The sequence below is a fragment of the Thiobacillus denitrificans DSM 12475 genome (assembly GCF_000376425.1).
Lineage (GTDB): Bacteria > Pseudomonadota > Gammaproteobacteria > Burkholderiales > Thiobacillaceae > Thiobacillus > Thiobacillus denitrificans.
This window is the reverse complement of record NZ_AQWL01000006.1, coordinates 155159-174336: the sequence shown is the minus strand read 5'-3', so window position 1 is coordinate 174336 and position 19178 is coordinate 155159. Positions and strand designations below refer to the sequence as shown.

21 protein-coding genes are annotated in these 19178 nt (G+C 64.3%); 7 read left to right on the top strand and 14 right to left on the bottom strand.

Annotated features, from left to right (window positions below; genetic code table 11):
• Positions 1 to 4: 4 nt before the first annotated feature.
• From B059_RS0111645 to B059_RS0111620, 6 genes are all read right to left on the bottom strand, one after another.
• Entirely contained in the window at positions 5 to 2110 is a 2106-nt protein-coding gene (locus tag B059_RS0111645) for a methyl-accepting chemotaxis protein (RefSeq protein WP_018078433.1), read from the bottom strand.
• Between the two features lie 70 nt (positions 2111 to 2180).
• A complete protein-coding gene (locus tag B059_RS0111640; protein WP_018078432.1) occupies positions 2181 to 2702 on the bottom strand; it encodes a chemotaxis protein CheW in 522 nt (173 codons plus the stop codon).
• A 10-nt stretch (positions 2703 to 2712) separates the two neighbouring features.
• On the bottom strand, positions 2713 to 3078 hold the full coding sequence (locus tag B059_RS0111635) for a response regulator transcription factor (RefSeq protein WP_018078431.1): 366 nt from the start codon (positions 3076 to 3078) through the stop codon (positions 2713 to 2715).
• 23 nt (positions 3079 to 3101) lie between these two features.
• Complete coding sequence (locus B059_RS0111630; protein WP_018078430.1) at positions 3102 to 3536, bottom strand: response regulator; 435 nt, start codon at positions 3534 to 3536, stop codon at positions 3102 to 3104.
• Between the two features lie 139 nt (positions 3537 to 3675).
• Positions 3676 to 4581 carry a hypothetical protein gene (locus B059_RS0111625; RefSeq protein WP_018078429.1) on the bottom strand — a complete coding sequence of 302 codons (906 nt, stop codon included), beginning with the start codon at positions 4579 to 4581 and terminating at the stop codon, positions 3676 to 3678.
• Positions 4582 to 4763: 182 nt separating this feature from the next.
• The gene (locus B059_RS0111620) at positions 4764 to 4946 is read right to left on the bottom strand and encodes a rubredoxin (protein ID WP_018078428.1); all 183 of its coding nucleotides are present in this window, start codon (positions 4944 to 4946) and stop codon (positions 4764 to 4766) included.
• A gap of 53 nt (positions 4947 to 4999) precedes the next feature.
• Here B059_RS0111620 and thiD point away from each other — a divergent pair, with 53 nt between their 5' ends.
• The 4 genes from thiD to B059_RS0111600 are packed head-to-tail and all read left to right on the top strand — an operon-like array spanning position 5000 to position 8836.
• On the top strand, positions 5000 to 5842 hold the full coding sequence (gene thiD, locus B059_RS0111615) for a bifunctional hydroxymethylpyrimidine kinase/phosphomethylpyrimidine kinase (RefSeq protein WP_018078427.1): 843 nt from the start codon (positions 5000 to 5002) through the stop codon (positions 5840 to 5842).
• Between the two features lie 8 nt (positions 5843 to 5850).
• Entirely contained in the window at positions 5851 to 6486 is a 636-nt protein-coding gene (gene thiE, locus B059_RS0111610) for a thiamine phosphate synthase (RefSeq protein WP_018078426.1), read from the top strand.
• An 8-nt stretch (positions 6487 to 6494) separates the two neighbouring features.
• Entirely contained in the window at positions 6495 to 7772 is a 1278-nt protein-coding gene (gene hemL / locus B059_RS0111605) for a glutamate-1-semialdehyde 2,1-aminomutase (protein ID WP_018078425.1), read from the top strand.
• Complete coding sequence (locus tag B059_RS0111600) at positions 7769 to 8836, top strand: hypothetical protein (protein WP_018078424.1); 1068 nt, start codon at positions 7769 to 7771, stop codon at positions 8834 to 8836. Before hemL ends, B059_RS0111600 begins: the two co-directional genes overlap by 4 nt.
• Before the next feature lie 61 nt (positions 8837 to 8897).
• On the opposite strand, the gene dsbD is transcribed toward B059_RS0111600, so the two are convergent.
• Both dsbD and cutA read right to left on the bottom strand, forming a co-directional pair.
• Complete coding sequence (gene dsbD, locus B059_RS0111595) at positions 8898 to 11180, bottom strand: protein-disulfide reductase DsbD (RefSeq protein ID WP_018078423.1); 2283 nt, start codon at positions 11178 to 11180, stop codon at positions 8898 to 8900.
• A complete protein-coding gene (gene cutA, locus B059_RS0111590) occupies positions 11173 to 11496 on the bottom strand; it encodes a divalent-cation tolerance protein CutA (protein WP_018078422.1) in 324 nt (107 codons plus the stop codon). Before cutA ends, dsbD begins: the two co-directional genes overlap by 8 nt.
• Positions 11497 to 11499: 3 nt before the next feature.
• On the opposite strand from cutA, the gene B059_RS0111585 reads away from it, so the two are divergent.
• On the top strand, positions 11500 to 11907 hold the full coding sequence (locus B059_RS0111585; RefSeq protein ID WP_026177476.1) for an FxsA family protein: 408 nt from the start codon (positions 11500 to 11502) through the stop codon (positions 11905 to 11907).
• 30 nt (positions 11908 to 11937) lie between these two features.
• On the opposite strand, the gene B059_RS0111580 is transcribed toward B059_RS0111585, so the two are convergent.
• Positions 11938 to 12825 carry an SDR family oxidoreductase gene (locus B059_RS0111580; RefSeq protein WP_018078420.1) on the bottom strand — a complete coding sequence of 296 codons (888 nt, stop codon included), beginning with the start codon at positions 12823 to 12825 and terminating at the stop codon, positions 11938 to 11940.
• A gap of 94 nt (positions 12826 to 12919) precedes the next feature.
• On the opposite strand from B059_RS0111580, the gene B059_RS0111575 reads away from it, so the two are divergent.
• Complete coding sequence (locus B059_RS0111575; protein WP_018078419.1) at positions 12920 to 13957, top strand: CDP-6-deoxy-delta-3,4-glucoseen reductase; 1038 nt, start codon at positions 12920 to 12922, stop codon at positions 13955 to 13957.
• A gap of 10 nt (positions 13958 to 13967) precedes the next feature.
• Here B059_RS0111575 and B059_RS0111570 read toward each other — a convergent pair whose 3' ends face one another.
• The 5 genes from B059_RS0111570 to hemC form a co-directional block, all read right to left on the bottom strand.
• The gene (locus tag B059_RS0111570) at positions 13968 to 14486 is read right to left on the bottom strand and encodes a DUF302 domain-containing protein (protein WP_018078418.1); all 519 of its coding nucleotides are present in this window, start codon (positions 14484 to 14486) and stop codon (positions 13968 to 13970) included.
• Between the two features lie 98 nt (positions 14487 to 14584).
• Positions 14585 to 15757: a heme biosynthesis HemY N-terminal domain-containing protein gene (locus B059_RS0111565; protein WP_018078417.1), complete on the bottom strand. Its 1173-nt coding sequence runs from the start codon at positions 15755 to 15757 to the stop codon at positions 14585 to 14587.
• A complete protein-coding gene (locus tag B059_RS0111560; protein WP_018078416.1) occupies positions 15757 to 16785 on the bottom strand; it encodes a uroporphyrinogen-III C-methyltransferase in 1029 nt (342 codons plus the stop codon). The genes B059_RS0111565 and B059_RS0111560 overlap by 1 nt, the downstream gene beginning before the upstream one ends.
• Entirely contained in the window at positions 16782 to 17549 is a 768-nt protein-coding gene (locus B059_RS0111555) for a uroporphyrinogen-III synthase (RefSeq protein ID WP_018078415.1), read from the bottom strand. The genes B059_RS0111560 and B059_RS0111555 overlap by 4 nt, the downstream gene beginning before the upstream one ends.
• Positions 17546 to 18466 (bottom strand): hydroxymethylbilane synthase, encoded by a 921-nt coding sequence (gene hemC, locus B059_RS0111550; protein ID WP_018078414.1) that lies wholly within the window; start codon positions 18464 to 18466, stop codon positions 17546 to 17548. The genes B059_RS0111555 and hemC overlap by 4 nt, the downstream gene beginning before the upstream one ends.
• An 87-nt stretch (positions 18467 to 18553) precedes the next feature.
• On the opposite strand from hemC, the gene B059_RS0111545 reads away from it, so the two are divergent.
• Positions 18554 to 19036, top strand: coding sequence for a SoxW family protein (locus B059_RS0111545; RefSeq protein WP_038058614.1), 483 nt, complete (start codon positions 18554 to 18556; stop codon positions 19034 to 19036).
• Positions 19037 to 19178 lie beyond the last annotated feature (142 nt).

Genomic DNA, 19178 nt, shown 5'->3' with positions numbered 1-19178 from the left:
CCGGTCAGGTGAGCTTGAAACCCGCGACCGAATTCTTGAGGTCTTGTGCCAGCTGTTTCATGCCGCCGATCGATTCGGCTGTCTGCTGGCTGCCCGTACCGGTCTGCGCCGAAATCGCCTTGATGTCCTGCATGGTTTCTGCCACCTTGGCGGTCGATTCCGCCTGGCTCTGCGTGGCAGCCGAGATGTCTGCGATCAGTTCGGCCAGCGTCTTCGACACGCTGCCGATTTCAGCCAGCGTCTGGCCCGCCGCATCGGACAGCTTGGCACCCTCGACCACGCCCTGGGTCGAGATTTCCATCGCCGCCACGGTGTCGTGGGTGTCCGACTGAATGGTCTTGACGATCGCCGCGATCTGCTTGGTGGCGTCGGCCGAACGCTCCGCCAGCCGCTGCACTTCTTCCGCCACCACCGAGAAGCCTCGTCCGGCCTCACCCGCAGACGCTGCCTGAATGGCCGCGTTGAGCGCCAGCACGTTGGTCTGTTCGGTAATGTCGGAAATCAGTTCGACGATTTCGCCGATCTCCTGAGACGATTCGCCGAGGCGTTTGATTCGTTTGGACGTTTCCTGGATCTGTTCACGCAGGCCGTTCATGCTGGCGATGGCGTTGGCCACCGCTTGCTGGCCCTTTTCCGCGGCCGCCAGCGACTGTTCGGCCACGCGGGCGGATTCCGCGGCGTTGCCCGACACCTGTTGCACCGACTGCGCCAGGTCCACCACCGCGGCCGAGGTTTCCTCGATTTCCTCGGTCTGGCGGCGGGCCGCCTGTTGCAGCGAATCAGACACCTGGCCCGCCTGGCTGGCGGCCTGATCCATCTGCAGGGTGGCGTTGTTGATCCCGCGCACCAGGCTGCGCAGCTCTTCCACCGTGTAGTTGATCGAGTCGGCCACCGCGCCGGTGATGTCTTCGGTCACACTGGCGTTGATGGTGAGGTTGCCTTCGGCCAGCTCGCCCAGTTCGTCCATCAAACGCAGAATCGCTTCCTGGTTGCGGCTGTTTTCCTCTTCGCTCTTGCGTGCCCGCGATTTGGTTTCGTTGATGTTGACCAGTCCCAGCATCACCAGCGAGCCGATCGCCAGCAGGCCGAACAGGGCAGCCAGCAGATAGCCGGTGCCGCCGATCGACTGGTAATCCTGCGACAGCCGATCGGTGTCCTGCAGCAGGGTATCGCTGCCGGTGAACAGGTTGTTGGCCGCCATCTTGGCCTGCAGCAGCGGTTGCGTGTTGGCGAGCACCGCCCCCACCGACTCCACCATATCGCCCATGTTGGCGCCCAGGTCTTCCAGGGTCAGCATGCTGTCCTTGTTCTGGCTGGCCGCACCATCCATCAGCGCCTGCACCGTGTCGCGGAACGAGGTCGTATCCTTTTCCAGCTGCAGCACCACTTCGGGATCGATCAGCTCGGACGACAGCAGCATGTTGGCGTTTTTCGGCAGCCGCTGGCTCAGCATGACCAGATGATTGGCGCGCGACACTTCGCGCACGCCGACACCCGCATCGGCCAGCTGGCTGGCGAGATGTTCGGCGACCTCCTGCAGATCGATACTCAGCGCGTTAATACGCTTGATGCTCTCGTTCATCGCCACCAGATTTTTCTGCTGCGATAAGATCTGCACGACCTGCGGATTGAACTTCTGCCACTGCGCACTGACTTTTTCCAGCGAATCGCGCGCCGCGCCGCGGGTGGCGGGCACCTCTTCGTCGCCTTCGGTCAGCCCGCTCAAAGTCGTCTCGAATGCAGCCTTGCCCTCGGCCAGCTTCTTGAATGCGGTCGCATTTCCCAGAACGGACTGCTGGGCCGTCAGCGGCAGTCGCTGCGACAGCACTTTCAACTCGCCCGCCCGGGCCTCGTAGCCGGTGCGATTGTCGAGCTGGAGCGAGCTATAGATGGTGAAACCGGCCGCCAGCAGCAGCGAGACGATCAAGGTGCCGCCGGTATAGAGATACTGCCTGTCGACGGACAACTGGCCGATCAAGGGCACCTGGCCGGGCTCCTGGTCGGCCAGCTTGCGCATCGTCTGCATGATCAGGGTAGTGTGTTCCCCGCTCCTGTTCCTGCCCGTGACCTTTTCCGTCATGCGGCCAGCCAGGCCTTTCAGGCCATTCATGGTTATTGCCATATTCATTGCTTCTACCCCTCCTCTTACCGGCGCCAATGCGCCTTCATTCGGTGTGCGATCAGTTGCCGAGCTGTGCTTCGACCTTGAGGAACTCGGCGTTGCGGAGCAATGGTCCGAAATCCATATCGCACCAGCCGGTGCCTGCTTCGTCCGCATACTGGCGGGCAGCCCAGGGATGTATCGCAGCCTCGCTGCGCAGCTGATAACGGTTGATGTTTTTCAGGCCGAGGGTGCCGCGCACCAGCAGCGCTGCATTCACGCCAAAATCGTGATGCGGAATCAGCAGACGGCACTCGGCATGGTCGGGCGTCACGCCCTGCCCCATGAAATCGGCAAAATCGCTCACCGCGAACAAGTTACCGCGGATGTTGGCGACGCCACGAAACCAGCGACACGCGCCGGGCACCTTGACGATAGGCGGCACCGGAATCACTTCCTCGGTGTCGGAGAGGCTCACCAGCCAGTTCGCATCGCCCACCCGGAAGCCCAGGCGGGAGCCGGAATTGTCGCGACTGGCCGCCGCCTGCAACTGCTGCGAAAGCGTGGTCTGAAATTCGCGCAGATTGAATTTCTTGGCCATGTCTGTCCGCTCAACCGAGCGCCTTGATCTGCGACAGCAGGTCTTGCGGCTTCACCGGTTTCACCAGATAGGCCTTTGCGCCCTGGCGCATGCCCCACACCTTGTCGGTTTCCTGGCCCTTGGTGGTGCACATGATGACCGGGATATGCTTGGTCGCGTCTTCCTTGGAAATCATGCGGGTTGCCTGATAGCCATTCATGCCGGGCATTACGACATCCATCACGATCAGGTCGGGCAGTGTCTGCTTGGCTTGCGCGACAGCTTCTTCGCCGCTTTCGGCCATGCTGACCAGATAGCCGTTCTTGACCAGCAGTTCGGACAGGAAAAAACGTTCAGTGGGAGAATCGTCCACCACCAGAATTCGGCTGATCGCCATAATTTATGCTCCTTGGAAAACAGTTAAATCCCGGCACAGGCGTGCTCGCGTACCGCCGTCAGCAACGTGTCCTTGGTGAAAGGCTTGGTCAGATACTCATCCGATCCCACCATGCGGCCACGCGCGCGGTCGAACAGCCCGTCCTTGGACGACAGCATGATGACGGGCGTGGTGCGGTACCTGGCGTTGCGCTTGATGAGCGAACAGGTCTGATAGCCGTCGAGTCGCGGCATCATGATGTCGACGAACACCACATCCGGCTCGTGATCGGTGATCTTGGACAGCGCATCGAAACCGTCCTGCGCCAGGATGACTTCGCAACCGGCCTGGTTCAAAAAGATTTCCGCGCTGCGGCGTATGGTGTTGCTGTCATCGATGACCATCACCTTGACGCCTTTCAATGCTTCGTTGTCCACACGTTTCTCCAGCAGAATCGTCAGCTGAACGGCACCTGCCATTCACCCTCTGTGGTAAGCATTACGGCATCGATGCAGGCTTCTTTAGCGCCCGCCTTGCCGCGGACAGGCCCATGCGTCCGGCAAAAAAAAGCGTCGCATCGCGACGCTTTTCCGGCCAGCCCGATTCAAGTGGCCGGTTTTACTGCTGCCAGGCTTCCCCGCTGGATTTCTTCTCGGCGCCCGCCACGCTGCCCATGATCTCCATGATGGCATTCGGCAGGGACGAGATGCGCATGAACTGCCCCATCCCCACATCCGGGAATGCCAGGGCAATGCGGAAACGGCCATGCGGCGAGTTCACCTCGTTGTCGACGATATAAATCTCGTAAGGCAGTCCCGCGATGTTGTTCTGCATGTCGATTTTCCTGATCCAGTCGCCGTCGCTGTGCTCGACGTCGTTCATCGCCACGCCAAGCACAGCCAGCTTGCGATCCGGCATCACCACCTCATAGACCTTGGTCGCCTTGCCGGCGCTTTTAGCCAGATTGTCGCGCACGGTCTTCAGTGCCTCGGCAAAGCTGCCGTACTCGGCCAGCTTGTTCTTCGACGAATCCAGGCGTTCCATACCGATCATGTAACGGTAATTGGCCAGATTTCCCGCTGGCTCGTCCCCCCCCTGCCCTTTGCCCGCACCCAGCGTGTCCTGCAAGCGCATTTGCAGGGCTTTGACTGCGGCTTCCCTCTTGTCGAAAGCCTTGCGGAAATAGGCCCGGTACCAATAATCCGGATTGGTATAGGCGACGCTGCCATCCGCCTTCACCCCCACGCGAATCGCTGCGCCCAGCACGGCAGGACCGCCAACCGAGCCCACTTCATTGAGCATGGCTTCATCAGTGGCAACAACCACGCCGTATCCCGTCAGGGTTTTGGGGAAATATTTGCCGACCACCTTGAATCCCCCACCCTTGAGCTTGGATTCGACAGCCGCCGCCGCGGTCTGGACACTGCCGCCGGCCACCGGGTCTCCCTGGATATAGGGAGAAACCGCCCACACGCCTGCCGAAAACGCGAGCAAGCCCCATGCCGAAATCCACCGCAGAATCATGACCGTCTCCTTTGTTCAGTATTTATTTTTAATAAACTTTATTTGAAACCCGCCCGGTCAGACCGCAGACCCGGCTTCTCGCGGCCAGGCCATGATTTCATGGCTAAAAAACCGGCACCGTCAAGGTTCTAACGCCTCATTCAATGCTTTTCTTGAGTCGCTACCCGTAAAAAAACGGGATGTCAAAACGCCACCATCTCGAAATCCTCCTTGCGCGCGCCGCAATCCGGGCAGGTCCAGTTGATCGGCACGTCCTCCCAACGCGTGCCGGGTGGAATCCCGTCATCCGGCGCGCCGGTTTCTTCGCGATAAATCCAGCCGCAAATCAGGCACATCCAGCTTCTGTATTCGGGCGTTTCGGACATGGGCACAGGGGGAATCGGCTAAAATCGAGGCTTGATTTTAAAGCAGTGACGCCATGCCGCCTATTTTCACCCCCAAACCCTCCCCCCCGTTGGTGCTCAGCTTTGCCGCGTCCGACCCCACCGGGGGCGCAGGCGTCCAGGCCGATCTGCTGACGCTGGCCAGCATGGGTTGCCATCCGCTGTCGGTGATCACTGCGCTGACCGTGCAGGACACCGCGGGGATCGATGAAATTCTGGTGATCGATTCCGAATGGGTCATGGACCAGGCACGCATGCTGCTGGAAGACGTCCCGGTCGCTGCGTTCAAGCTGGGCATGCTGGGCAGCCCCGAATCGATTGCGGTCATCGCCGAAATCCTTGCCGACTACCCGGATATCCCGGTCATCCTCGACCCGGTGCTGGCGTCCGGGCGCGGCGACGAACTCGCCACCGACGACATGATCGCCGCGATGCGCGACATGCTGATCCCGCAAACCACCGTGCTCACCCCCAACAGCCACGAAGCGCGGCGGCTGGCGCTGTTCGAATCGGACGAGGACGACATGGATCTCGCCACCTGCGCCAAGCACCTGATCGACCTGGGCTGCGAATATGTGCTGGTGACCGGCACCCATGAAACCACACCGCGCGTGCTCAACAGTCTGTACGGCGTCGACGGCCACGTGCAGACCGATACCTGGGATCGCCTGCCCGGCAGCTATCACGGTTCCGGCTGCACTCTCGCCTCGGCCATCGCGGCCACCCTGGCGTATGGCCAGGACGTGCCGCAGGCGGTGCGCGACGCGCAGAACTTCACCTACGAAACGCTGAAGGCCGCCTTCCGCCCCGGCATGGGGCAATACATCCCCGAGCGCTTCTTCTGGGCGCAGGATGCGCAGACGGAAGGCAATGCCTGATTTCCGCCATGCTTGAATTCCCGGGTGGCATCTATGCCATCACCCCTGAGACCGCCGACACCAAACGCTTGCTGAGCCAGGTCGAGGCCGCGCTCGCAGGCGGCGCGGCGGCCGTGCAATACCGCGACAAATCGGCCGACGTCGCGCGCCGCCACGAGCAGGCGAGCGAACTCGTCGCGCTGTGCCGCCGCTTCGGCGTGCCGCTGATCGTCAACGACGACCTGCGGCTGGCCGACCTGTCGGATGCCGACGGCGTGCACCTGGGACGCGACGACGGCAGCCTGCGCGAGGCGCGCATCATTCTCGGCCGCGACAAGTTCATCGGCGCCTCGTGCTACCAAAGCCTCGAACTGGCGCAGGCGGCGCAGGCCGCGGGTGCCGACTACGTCGCCTTCGGCAGTTTCTTTCCGTCACCCACCAAGCCTGCAGCCGCGCGGGCCGATGCGGCCTTGCTGCGCGTAGCGGCCCGCGCCATCTCTATCCCTATCGTCGCCATCGGCGGCATCACGCCGGCCAATGCGCCGCCGCTGCTGGATGCCGGTGCCGACTGCCTCGCCGTCCTGTCGGCCCTGTTCGAGGCACCCGACATCCGCGCCGCCGCGCGTGTCCTCAATCAACTGTTTGAAGTGGAATCAGAACAATGAAGCAAGCCATGACCCGCAACGAAACGCTGTTCGAACAATCGCAAAAAGTCATCCCCGGCGGGGTGAATTCGCCGGTGCGCGCCTTCAGGAGCGTCGGCGGCACCCCGGTATTCTTCAGCCGCGCCCAGGGTTCGCGGGTGTGGGACGCCGACGGCCGCGAATACATCGACTACGTCGGCTCATGGGGCCCGGCGATCCTCGGCCACGCCCATCCCGGCACCGTCAAGGCGGTACAGGACGCCGCCGTCAACGGCCTGTCGTTCGGCGCGCCCAGCGAAGCCGAACTGACCATCGCCACCCGCATCACGCAACTCTTGCCGAGCATCGAGAAAGTTCGGCTGGTGTCGTCCGGCACCGAGGCGACGATGAGCGCGATCCGCCTGGCGCGCGGCTTCACCGGCCGTTCCAAGTTCATCAAGTTCGAGGGCTGCTACCACGGCCACGCCGACTTCCTGCTGGTGAAGGCCGGTTCCGGCGCGCTCACCTTCGGCAACCCCACCTCGGCAGGCGTCCCGCCGGAAACCGCGGCGCAGACCATCGTGCTCGACTACAACGACGTCGCCGGGCTGGAACGCACCTTCGCCGAGATCGGCATCGAGATCGCCTGCATCATCGTCGAGCCGTTCGCCGGCAACATGAACCTGGTCAAGCCGACCACCGAGTTCATGGCCACGATGCGTCGCCTGTGCGATCAATATGGCGCGCTGCTGATTTTCGACGAAGTGATGACCGGCTTCCGCGTCGACCTCGGCTGCGCGCAGAAGCTGCTCGGCATCAAGCCGGACCTGACCACGCTCGGCAAAGTGATCGGCGGCGGCATGCCGGTCGGCGCCTTCGGCGGCCGCGCCGACGTCATGGACGCGCTGGCGCCGACCGGTCCCGTGTACCAGGCGGGCACGCTGTCGGGCAACCCGGTGGCGGTGGCAGCGGGACTGGCGACCCTCGCCGCGATCAGCGAACCCGGCTTCTACGCGATGCTCACTGTCCGTACCGAGAAACTGGTGAAGGGTCTCTCCGACGCAGCAAAAGACGTCGGTGTCACCTTCTGTGCCGATTCGGTCGGTGGCATGTTCGGCCTGTACTTCGCGGCGAAGCCGCCGGCGAGCTTTGCCGAGGTGATGCAGTGCGACAAGGAAAAATTCAACCGCTTCTTTCACGCCATGCTCGACCATGGCATCTATCTCGCGCCTTCCGCATTTGAAGCCGGCTTTGTCTCAGCCGCGCACACCGACGCCGACATCGACGCCACCATCGCCGCCGCGCGCGAAGTGTTCAAGACGCTATGAACGACGAGCTGTCTCCCGAGGACGAACTGCGCCTCAACGTCCTCTTCAATACCGAACTCAAGGCCGTCCGCATCGACGAGCCGACCATGACGCTGTGGGCGCTGACGCCGCAGGGTGAAGCCAGCGTACCGCTGAAGCCCAACGAGCGTTCCGACCGCTACCTGAAGCGGGTGCGCGAGCAGCTGTCCGGCTATGCGCTGGGATCGCCCGGCGGCTACCCGGTGCATCTGACGCGCTGGACGCGGCAGTCGCAGGCCGGGCTGTCGGCCCAGCACCTGGCGCAGCTGCTCTTGATCGCCGAAGAGGAAGCGGTGGTCGCGGTAGTGCACTCGCCCGCGCTGACCGACGAACTGGCGCGCTACGCGTGGTGGTGCATGCCGACCATCGAGAACGCGCGGCTGATGCTGATGCGCGACGTGGTATGCCAGGGCGGTATGGGCCGCACGCTGGCGGAATTCCTGATCGAGCACCTGGCCTTCCTGCACGAGGACGACGTCGGCATTCTCGATACCGTGGCAGTGATGCTGGTTTCGGGCGTGCTCACCGAGGCCGAGCGGCTGTCGATCTGGAAACGCGGCAGCAGCCGCAATTCGTATTACGTGGCCTTCCTCGAATTGCAGCCCGATGCGCTGCCGAGTCCGCGCGGCGCGCGCGTCGACCACGCCAGCGTACCGAAAATTGCCGACAACCCTTATAGCGCGATGCTGGAAAAGGCGCTGTCGGGGCAAGGACAGACCTTCCTCACCATCACCGCGCTCATTCTTGAACGTCCGGAAATCCAGGAAGTGGTCAACCACACGTTGAACGCGCTGGCGCAGTGGTGCGCACCGCTACGCCAGGCCGACGAGGCCACGCGCGGTGCGGCGCGTGCCGCGGTGCTCGCAGCCGCACCGCAACTGGAGCCGGACTGCGCAGCGCTCGATGCGCTGGCCGCGGCGGATGCCGACAGCGTGCGGCCGATCTTCCTCAAGACCACCGCAATCGGCTCGCTGATGCGGCGCAAGATCCAGCCCGTCGTCATCCCGCTGCTGGACAGCATCGCGGTACTGCAGCGTCAGCCCTGAAGAACGTCGCCGCGCGCGAGAGCGCGTGGGAAGCCGGCCGTACTGAAACGGCCAGGCGGCGTCAGCGCCCCAGTGCCGAGTCGATGCTCGACAGGAATTTTTCGGCTTTCTCGAACCCGATTACCTTGTAATCCGACTGCGCGCCCGCGCTGTTCCAGAAAATCAGCCCGGGCGGGCCGAACAGCTTGAAGCGCTTCAACAGCGCCTTGTCGGCTTCGTTGTTGGCGGTAACGTCGGCCTTCAGCAGGACCACGTTTTGCAGCCGCGCCTGTACCTTGGGATCGCTGAAGGTGAAGCGTTCCATCTCCTTGCACGACACGCACCAGTCGGCATAAAAATCGAGCATCACCGCGCGTCCATCGGTCTTCGCCGCCGCCAGCCGCGCGTCGAGATCGGCTACATCCTTCACTTTCTCGAACGCCAGGCCTTTCTGCTCGGCCGCGATCGCCACGCCGCCGGCGCCACCAGCGCCGCCCTTGAACACGTCGAGGGGCTGCAACAGGTTGCGGCTGCCCGCCAGCATGCCAAGCAGGATCGCCAGGCCACCGATGAGCAGCACCACACCCAGCCCCTTCCACAGCCGCGACCAGCCGGATGCGTGGGTCGGCAACGGATCGAGCGCATGCAGGTAGATTGCGCACGCGATCAGCAGCAGCGCCCACAGCAGCATGCCGACCCAGTCCGGAATGACCGGCGAGATCAGGTAGATGGCGATCGCCAGCATCATCACGCCGAAGAAATACTTCACCGCATTCATCCAGCCGCCGGCACGCGGTAGCAGCGCTCCGGCCGACAGGCCCACCAGCAGCAGCGGTACGCCCATGCCCAGCGCCAGCACGAACAGCGCCACGCCGCCGAGAACGGTGTTGCCGGTCTGCGCGATGAAGGCGAGTGCGGCGGCCAGCGGCGGCGCGACGCAGGGGCCAAGAATGACGGCCGACAACGCACCCATGGCGAACACCCCGAAGAAATTGCCGCCTTTCATCTTGTTGGCGCGCTCGGAAAACTTGCTCTGCAGCGCGCTCGGCAATTGCAGCTCGTAAAAGCCGAACATGGACAGTGCCAGGCCGACGAAAATCAGCGCACCGATGCCGAGCGCCCACGGGTTCTGCAGGGCGTTGGAAATAAGGGTTCCTGACAATGCCGCAGCCACGCCGGCCACCGCATAGGTGATCGCCATTCCCAGTACGTAGGCGAGCGACAGCAGAAAGCCGCTGGTCTTGGTCACTTTGGTGTTCTGCCCGGCGATGATGCCCGACAGGATCGGAATCATCGGGAACACGCAGGGCGTCAACGCCAGCAGCAAGCCGAGGCCAAAGAAGGTGGCGATCACCGGCCAGAAGCTGCCGTCTTCCAGCACGCGCTCGATGCGCGAGGTGTCGTCGCCCGCCGCTTCGACCGGGGTGTCGGCCATGGCCAACGGCGTGGCAGCGCCATTGGCCGCTAGGGAAAATTCGCGCTTGATCGGCGGATAGCAGATGCCCACCGCTTCATTGCAACCCTGCCAGGTTGCTTCCAGCACCAGCGTTTCATTTGCGGCCAGCGCGCGCGACAGTGTCACGCTGGCCGCAAAATCACGGTGATACACCTCGGTACGGCCAAAGGTCGGGTCGTTCTCGATGTCGCCGGCCGGGGTGTCGACGCTCGCCACTTTCACATCGGCCGGCGATTTGACGGCAAAGGCGAGTTTGTCGCGATACAGATAAGTGTTTGCAGTCAGCGTGTAGTCGAACCTGATCGTCTGCGTATCCGGCATGGCAGCCGCGACGAGGAAGGCCTCGTCCGGCGGCAGCACGTTCGGCATCCCGTCGTCGCCAGCCAGGCTGCGCAGGCCGCCCAGCGCGGCTGTCGCTATCGGCGTGGCCACGGGTTCCGGCGCGGCAGCGGCGGCCGCAGGGAGTGCGGCCAGCGGCGCCGGCAGCTTGATGGTCGCGCTGACCGTTTGCGGGGTGTAGCACAGTCCGGCATCGGCGCAGCCCTGCGAGGTGGTTTTCAGCGTGACGGACGTGGCGCCCGGCGTACGCTGGATCGGCAGCGCGATACGCACGTCCTTGAGATAGGTTTCGACCTTGCCGAAATATTCGTCCTGCTTCAGCTTGCCTGGCGGCAGTTGCAGCGCACCCAGGGTGGCGCCGGCAAGCTCGAACTTGAACTTGTCGCGGTACATGTAATAGCCGTCCGCAATCTGCCAGCGCGCTTCCAGCGTGTTGGCATCGAGTGCACGTGCCGAGAACTTGAACGCAACTTCGGGGTCAAGAAATTCTTCGGCGTGGGCCACTGGAAAATGCGCAAACGCACCCCAAAGTATGGGTAGTACGCTGAGCAAACGAATCCACTTAATCATGTCTTTCAGTCTCCGTGGCTACCCAGTCAAGATAAGCGGGCAGGCCGTGCGTTATCGGTACGGCGATCAGTTCAGGTACATCGTCAGGGTGTTGCGCGCGAACGATTGTTTCGATCAGCGGGTAATTCGCCACGGTAGTTTTGATCAGCAAAGGGATTTCATCCCTTGTTTCCACCGTGCCCCGCCAACGGTAGATGGAGTGGCATGCCGGCAAAACGTTCACGCATGCCGCCGCGCGGCGCTCGATCAGGGCGAGCGCCAGTTTTTCGGCAGCGCTCCGATCGGGTACATTGGTCAAGACTAACAAAGGTTTCATGTCATGCGCTTTGGTTGGTTTGTGCTACTGCTGTTGTCGTTTCCGGTACTGGAAGCCATCGGCATTTTCTGGATGGCCGACGCCATCGGCGGCTGGGTGCTGCCGTGGCTGCTGCTCGACGCCATCGCCGGGGTCATGTTGATTCGCACCGAGCGCGTTGCCTTGGGCGCGCGCCTGCTGTTCTCGGTGCAGTCCGGCGCGCATCCGCTGGCCACGCTGTTCGCCAGCGGCCGCATTCTCCTCGCCGGCGGCCTGCTTGTCTTCCCCGGCTTCATCAGCGATGCCGCCGCGCTGCTGCTGTTGCTGATCCCCGGCACCTGGAACCGGCGCAAGGCGGATCCGCTGCGGCCGGCCAACGACGATGTGCTGGAAGGCGAGTTCAAGCGCGAACCTGACGATTTGCTGCGTTAGTAAAAAACTGCGTCACGTCGACTGCGCCAATCAAAACAGCTTCATCTGCCCGCGTGCCTGTTTGATTTCGCGCAGCAGATCGTCCGAGGCCGGGTAGCGGTATTTAAAACGCAGCTCGCACGTGATACGTGCGTTCGACAGCTGGCGCGACTCGCGCAGGAAGGACAGCAGCGCTTCCGACAACACCTTTTGCGCCTCCGCGCGGTCGACCCGCGGCGGGCGCGGCAGGCCGAATGCGTCGGCGCAGCTGTCGAACCAGTCGCCCATTTTCAGGGGATGCGCATCGACCGCATGGTAGATGCGCTGCGAGCGCCCGCGAAACAGCGTCGCCCACGCCAGCCGCGCCAGGTCGTCGGCGTGGATATGGTTGGTATAGCTGTCGTCGCTGGCGATCAGCGCAGGGGTGCCGCGCCTGATGCGTTCCAGCGGCAGGCGGTCGGCGGCATAAATCCCCGGTGCGCGCAGGATGCTCACCTGCACCCGCAACGCCTCGCCCCAGGCGCGCAGCTGGCGTTCGGCATCGACCCGCCTCACCGCGCGGCCGTTCACCGGCGCCACCGGCCGCGTCTCCGCTACCCAGTTGCCGCCACAGTCGCCATACACGCCGCTGGTGCTGATGTACACCAGTGCGCCCGGCTTGCCGCGCCGCATCAGCGCGTGCAGCAGATGGGCCGTGCGCGGATCGGCGATGCCTTCGCCGGGCGGCGGCGCAAAGTGGAATACGCCGTCGACGCGCGGCAGGCGGCGCAGGCTCCGCGGTACATCGAGATCGCCGATATAAGGCGTCACGCCGAGCGCGCGCAACCCGGCGGCGCGCTCGGCGCGCCGCGTCAGCCCGATGAATTCGGCCTGCCCGGCATAGCGTTTCGCCAGCCGCTCGGCCACGTCGCCGAACCCTGCAATCAAGATTTTTTTCATCGCTGCCTGCCTGTAACCCTATGCCCGCAGGGGTGTAAACCCCATTCGCCCGGGCGATAATTGCTTGCTTCGCTACGTATTTTAAGCCCACATCATGCCGTATCAGGTCACCCTCCAGCCCAGCGGGCACCAGTTCACCGTCACCGACGATGAAACCATTCTCGAAGCCGCCTTGCGCGAAGGTTTTGCCCTGCCCTACGGCTGCCGCAACGGTGCCTGCGGCGCCTGCAAGGGCAAGGTGTTGTCGGGGCAGTTCGACTATGGCGTGCATCAGCCCGGTGCGCTGAAAGACGAGGAGAAGGCGCAGGGGCGCGCACTGTTCTGCCGCGCCAGGCCGCTCTCCGACATGACCATCGAAGCGAAGGAAATCGGCGCCGCCAAGGACATCATGGTGAAGACGCTGCCGTGCCGGGTGGAAAAGCTGGAGCAGCGCGCCGACGACGTCATGCTGGTGAAAATCAAGCTGCCCGCCAACGAGCGCCTGCAGTTCCTGGCCGGGCAATACATCGATTTCCAGCTGAAGGATGGCAAGACGCGCAGCTATTCGCTCGCCAATCCGCCGCACGACGATGCGCTGCTGGAGCTGCACATCCGCCACGTGCCCGGTGGCCTGTTTTCCGACCAGGTGTTCTCCACGCTGAAGGAACGCGACATCCTGCGCCTGAGAGGGCCGTTCGGCAGCTTCTTCATCCGCGAAGATTCCGACAAACCGATGCTCTTCATCGCCGGCGGTACCGGCTTCGCGCCGATCAAGGGCATGCTGGAGCATGCCTTCGCCGAACACACCGACCGCGAACTGGTGCTGTACTGGGGAGTACGCTCGCTGAAGGATTTATACATGGCCGAACTGCCGCAGCAATGGCTGGCCGAGCGCCCCAATTTCAGCTTCGTTCCGGTATTGTCGAATCCCGCGCCAGGCGATCGATGGCAGGGGCGCACCGGCCTGGTCCACCAGGCCGTGCTGGCCGACTTCGCCGACCTGTCCGGCTACCAGGTTTACGCCTGCGGCGCGCCGGTCATGGTGGACAGCGCGCGCGACGCCTTCACCCGCACGCGCAGCCTGCCCGAGGACGCGTTCTTCGCGGATGCCTTCACCTACGCGGCGGACACCGAAACCGCACCTGCCGCCTGAAGCGGCCGGCTTACAGCTCGCCTTTGGCGCCTGCCTGCATGATCTCCAGCAGCGCCTTGCGCACCGCGTTGATGCGGTCTTTCAGTGCCTGCGGCACGCGCTTTTCCTTCGCCAGCATGTCCACGTTGACGTCCATCATCAGCAGCCAGCCCTGACCCTTGGCGTCTTCGATCATGGCGATGCGGCACGGCATATACACCGCAAAATCCAGATCCACGTCAATCAGCGTCTTGGCGGTGACGGCATCGCAGAACTGGAAGATGGTGATGGTGCGCTGCGGCTGACCGGTGACCGCTTCCACCTGCCTGGACAGCGGAAGCTCCGCCACCAGCTGCAGGTTCAGCGCATTGGCACGCAGGCGCATCGAATCGGCCGCATCCGTCAAACTGACGCCGCGCTCGATGGGTACCTTGTAAACGTCGGCCTGGGCGGTCTGTTCGGTCACGGGTGCTGCCGCCCGGCTGATGGGCGCAGACAGCAGCAACGCGCTCAGCACGGCACCTAATACGGCAAAAAAAGCAGGGCGCATGGGAATACTCCTCATGAACATAAGCACATCCTGAAAACACGCCCGGTCCTGCGGCGCGACCCGCCCAGACTGCTACGCGCGCAGGGCGCGTCGCCGGTTTACTGCACGCGGCACAGCGCCAGCGCTTTTTGATAGTGCCGGCAGGCTTCGCCCGGCTGATCGCTCTGGGTCTTGAGCTCGGCCATGCGGATATGGCCTTCGGCGCTGGCCGCGATGGCGAGGCTGGCTTCCAGATAACTCTGCGCCTTGCCCCACAGCGCCTGCACACTGCACAACTGCGCCAGCGTCAGCAGCAACTGGGCGTCGCGCGGCCGGGCATGCAGCCATTTCTCGGCCCGCTCGATCTGCCGCGTCGGACTGCTGCCGCGCACTTCGCCGTACAGCGCCACCAGTTCCTCGTGCCAGTCGCGGTTGAGCGCGGCTTCCAGCACGTCGAGCGCGGTATCGTGGCCGTTGCGCTGCATGAAGGCACGGGCTGCGGCACGCGCCACCCAAGCATCAACCTTGAAATCGGCCGGGATTTTCTTCCAGTATTCCAGCAGGCCACGGTCATCTTCGGCGCGGCGCCTGAGGTTTTCAGCATAGGCCATGCGGCGGCTCTGGGTGGCCACGCTGGGCTCCATGGCATTGCTGCGCAGCAATGCGTCGAGCAGGCGGTCGACCTCGTCCCACTGTCCGGTCAGCTGGCGCGCCTTGAGTTCGAGCCGCAGCAGCGCGGTGTGCTGCGGCGCGATCTCCTTGGCCCGGTTGATTGCCACCAGCGCAGCCGTCGCGTCCTTGGCGTCGAGACAGGCGTCGGCCTCAAACAGCTGCGCCGCGAGTTCGGCGCCGTATTCGGAGGCTTCCCGGAGATGCTGCTCGCGCTGCGGAATGGCGCGTATTTCCTGGGCAGCGCGGGCGGCCAGCACGCGTGCCAGCCCCCGCCGGGCGTCGTCACCCTGCCATTGCCCCAGCGACAGCTCGGCGTCCTGGTAGCGGTATTCGGTATACGCCCTGAGGCCACCGACAAAATTTTCGTCGCGTTTTTTCGCTGCGCGCCGCTCGCGCTGTTCGCGCACGATGCGCGGCAGATTGAGCGTCAGCAGGGCCAGCCGCAGCAGCACGATGCCGCCTACCACCAGGCCGATCACGATCAGCACAAAGCTGATGAAAGAGATTTCCATCCGCCACGGCGGGTACACCAGCACCACATAGCCGGGGTCGTAGCGCCCGGCCATCGCCAGCGCGACGGCCAGCACGGCGACGAAGAGGAACGAGATCAGCCAGCGCATCAGTGATCCCCTTTGTAGGCGTCGAGTGCCGCCAGGCTGGCGTCGATGCCGGGCAGTCTGATGGCAATCTGCAGGCCGGACAGGCGCTTGACCTCCTTGAGCGCGGCCGCGACGCCGGCGTCGCGCGTGTTGAAATAGCGCTCCAGCATCTCCGACACCGCGCGCAGGTCGGCCCGGAATGCTGCCTGATCCTGCGCCAGCAGCGCCAGCCGCGCCGACAGCAGGCGCAGGCGCAGATTTTCGCGCAGGAAGTAGGCCTGGTCGGGCGGCAGCAGCACTGCCTCGCTGCCTTCCATCCGGCGGATTTGCACGATCCGTTTGAGCTCCGTCCACAATTCCTGGCCCAGGTTCGTCGCGCTGGCCCGGCGCGGCGCAAGCGTCGTCTCGGAGCCTTGCGCGCTCGCCAGCGGCCAGTCGGCATGACGTGCCACCAGCGCCTCGATACGTGCGCTCGCACCCACCTCATCGAGCGAAGGCACCGCACGCAGATTGGCGAGGTCGGCGGCGATGGCGCGGCGCAGCGCAGTGAACTGCGGCTTGCCCACCCGCTGCAGGCGGGTATCGGCGCCCTCCAGCGCGATGATTGCCGCCTTCACATTGCCCGCCAGCTGCAACTGCTGCGCGGCGGTAAGCAGTACCTGCTCGATCTCCGCCAGCGTCCACTGGTCGCGACCCTGCGCCAGGTCCTTGTACAGGGTTTCGAGCGCGAGCTGCTGCTGCTGCGACGTGGTCATCTGGCTTTCAATATGCGCGACCTTTTCGTTGATCTGCCGCATCACGTCGTCGGCGTTGCGCGCCAGCAGGCGGGTTTCGCTCGCATCCTTGCCCGACTCGGCCAGCCGGCGCCCCAGTTCGGTCTTCAGATCGCGGATGCGCTCGCGGCCGTCGGACCACGACCAGGCCGCTGCCGCCAGGGCCAGCACCGCGACCAGCAGGGCCACCAGCGGCAGCGTCTGGGGGCGTGCGTGCGGCGCAACAGGGGCTGCAGCGGCAGGCAGCACGGAAGACGTTTCGGGTGTGTCGCTCATTGATTGTCCCTGAACCAGTTAATCAGGCCCTCTACCAGACCTGCATCGCCACCCGGCGTGGCGATGACGTCAGCAATGCCAAAGCGGCGGGCCGCCTCGGCGATTTTCTCATGCGGGGCGAAAAGCGGGGTATGCCGCAGCAGCGGCGTGCCCGGCGCGCCCAGCAGCGCCGCCAGATTATGCAGCGTCTCCGCACTGGCCACGGTCACCGCGTCGATTCCGCCGGTCTGCCAGCATGCCAGCAGCGCTGCGGCATCCGCCTGTGGCCGCAGGCGCCGGTAGCACTCCAGGAAATCCACCTGCGCCCCGCGCGCGCGCAGCGTGTCGGCCAACAATGCGCGACCGCCGACGCCACGCACGATCACCACCCGCTTGCCGGCGACCTCATTCAGCTGCGGCAGCGCCAGCAGCGCTTCGCTGTCCTGGCCGTCCGGCGTGACGACGCCGTCGAGTCCCTGCGCCGCGAGCGCGCGCAGGGTGCCCGGCCCCACTGCGAAAATCCGGGCCGCCGCCGGCAGCGCGCCGCCGGCGCGGATTGCCGCCATGCCGAACTGCGCCGCATTGGGGCTGATGAAAATTGCGATGTCGGCAGCGGCCAGCTGCGCGAGCGGCACGGCCAATTCGTCCAGCGGCACCGCCTCGATGGTGAGCGCGGGGAATTCGAATGCCGCGCCACCCGCCGTCCGGATCGCCTGTGCCAGCACGGCGGCCTGATGGGTCGGCCGCGTCACAAGCACGGTGCGCCCCGCCAGCGGCCCCGTCATGCAGGCAACGCGTCGAGGATGGCGCGTGCGCCCAGCGCCAGCAGCTTGTCGGCGAGCGCCTGGCCGACCGCTTCAGGATCGCCGGCGTCGCCCTCGGCGCGATCGTGGATGAAACCGCTGCCGTCCGGATTCGCTACGAAGCCGTTCAGCACCAGGCTGCCGTCCTGCAACACCGCGTGCGCGCCCAGCGGCACCTGGCAGCTGCCGCCCAGCACGCGGCTGACCTGGCGTTCGGCGCGCACGCAGGCTGCGGTCTCGGGGTGGTTGAGCGCGGCGAGCATCGCTGCCACGCCACTGTTGTCGCTGCGGATTTCGATGCCGAGTGCGCCTTGGCCGGCGGCCGGAATGCTGTCTTCCACGGACAGCAGGCTCCTGATGCGCGCACCCAGGCCGAGCCGCTTGAGGCCTGCAGCCGCCAGCAGGATCGCATCGAACTGGCCTTCGTCGAGCTTTTTCAGACGGGTGCCGACGTTGCCGCGCAATGGCTTCACCGTCAGGTGCGGATAGCGTGCGCGCAGCTGCGCTTCGCGGCGCAGGCTGGAGGTGCCGACCACGCTGTCGGGCGGCAGATCGGACAGGCGTTCGTACTGGTTCGAAACGAAGGCATCGCGCGGGTCTTCGCGTTCGCCGATCACCGCCAGCATGAATCCCGGCGGCAGTTCCATCGGCACGTCCTTCATCGAATGCACTGCCAGGTCGGCCTGCCCGGTTTCCAGTGCCACTTCAAGCTCCTTGACAAACAGGCCCTTGCCACCGATTTTGGAAAGCGTGACGTCGAGAATCTGGTCGCCGCGTGTGGTCATGCCCAGAATGTTCACGCTGCAGCCGGGATGCAACGCACGCAGGCGGTCGCGGATATGCTCTGCCTGCCACATGGCAAGGGCACTTTCTCGGGAAGCGATGGTCAGGATGTGCATGGCGGGAGAGGTAAACAATTTAATTGGCAAATGGTGACGCGACACGCATGATATCGATGTGTTCGCACCACGACAGGGACGATAACGATGACTCGACTGATTGCAGTCTGGGCCTTGATTTTAGCATGGGGCATGACGCTGTCCGGCACGGCCGGCGCGGCAGACGGGCTGGTTCACGCACAGAATTTCCAGGCCGACGCGCGTATTGCGGCCAAACGCCAGGTGCCCATTCTGGTGGTCTTCACCAGCCCGGCCTGCTCGTATTGCGAGCGCGTCAAACGCGAATATCTGATCCCGATGCACAAGGATCCGGCCTACCGTAACCGCGCCATCATCCGCGAAGTCACCATCGGCGCCAGCACCCCGCTGGTTGGATTCGACGGCACCCCCACGTCCGAAGGCGCGTTCGCCGCAGCCAACAAGATATTCCTGGTGCCCACCGTCAAAGTGTTCGACACCAAGGGCGCCGACGCCAGCGAAGCCATCGTCGGCCTGCTGTCGCCCGACTATTACTTCGGCTACCTGGAAGCGGCAATCGACGAAGGCATACGCAAAGTACGCGGCAAATAGGCGGACCGCCAGGCCGGTGCCGGCTCTGGGGCGAACGTGACGCGCGGACGCGTCGTGGCCGTGCTGCAGCACGGTAGGGCGAAGTCGCGACAAAGCCACGCTCACCCGGGAAACGGAATAAAATTCCCGCCATAATAAAATT